This window comes from Phyllobacterium phragmitis, from assembly GCF_002980495.1.
In the GTDB taxonomy this organism is placed as follows: domain Bacteria; phylum Pseudomonadota; class Alphaproteobacteria; order Rhizobiales; family Rhizobiaceae; genus Paramesorhizobium; species Paramesorhizobium phragmitis.
In genome coordinates this window covers 1-725 of the sequence record NZ_PVBR01000078.1, presented here as the reverse complement: position 1 = coordinate 725, position 725 = coordinate 1, and the positions used below count along the sequence as shown (strand labels likewise).

The following is a 725-nucleotide window of genomic DNA, read 5'->3' as shown; positions in this document are numbered from 1 at the left end:
ATTACAGTTTCAATTTCTTTCGCGGTCTGAATCCATGGGTTTTGATGGTTCGGAGATCATGGATGACATGTGCCTCGATCGAGGCGACGCTTGAACTTTGGGCGTCTTCATTACGGGATGTGAAGGCGCGGATGCGGGCTTTGTTCCGGCAGGAGCGTGTGGCGATTTCAGCGGGACAGTTTCTGGACGGATTGCTCGGCGAAGAGCGGCGCAAGACGGGGTGGATGCGTGCGGAAATGGTGTGGGCGACATCGAAATGGCGCTCAAACGTGCTGCGAAAGGCTATGTGCTGGGCGTGAGTGCCAACCATCCCTTTCGATCATGGGACAAACCGCTGGCTGTGGCTGGCGTGGAGGGGCATCGCTGGGCGATCGAAGACCGTTTTGAAACCGCCAAGAACGAACTCGGCCTCGACCACAACGAGACCCGCTCCTGGCACGGCTGGCATCGCCATGTCTCGCTGGTCATGCTCGCCTTCGCTATGATGACAGTGATACGCCATCGCGCCAACGCCCGTCCTTCGGACCCCCCAAAAACGATGCGGCGCGCAAGACGCAAGACCGCCAACTGATCCGCTGGTCGGTTCAGGAAATCCGCCGCATCGCCACCCGTCTCGCACGACAACACGTTCATCCCGCTCATATGATCGCATGGTCACTTTGGCGACGAGCACATCAGGCCGCAGCCCAGCAAGCACACTTCACGTCAAAAGTGCAACTGTAATG

1 protein-coding gene and 1 pseudogene are annotated in these 725 nt (G+C 58.3%); both read left to right on the top strand.

Going from position 1 to position 725, the window contains the following annotated elements; genetic code table 11:
• Nucleotides 1-62: 62 nt before the first annotated feature.
• Nucleotides 63-299, top strand: coding sequence for a hypothetical protein (locus C5748_RS29620; RefSeq protein ID WP_425350311.1), 237 nt, complete (start codon nt 63-65; stop codon nt 297-299).
• Nucleotides 239-571 (top strand): annotated as a pseudogene (locus tag C5748_RS29615) (hypothetical protein); the annotation flags it as partial. The gene C5748_RS29620 and the pseudogene C5748_RS29615, both read left to right, overlap by 61 nt.
• Between the last annotated feature and the right edge of the window lie 154 nt (nt 572-725).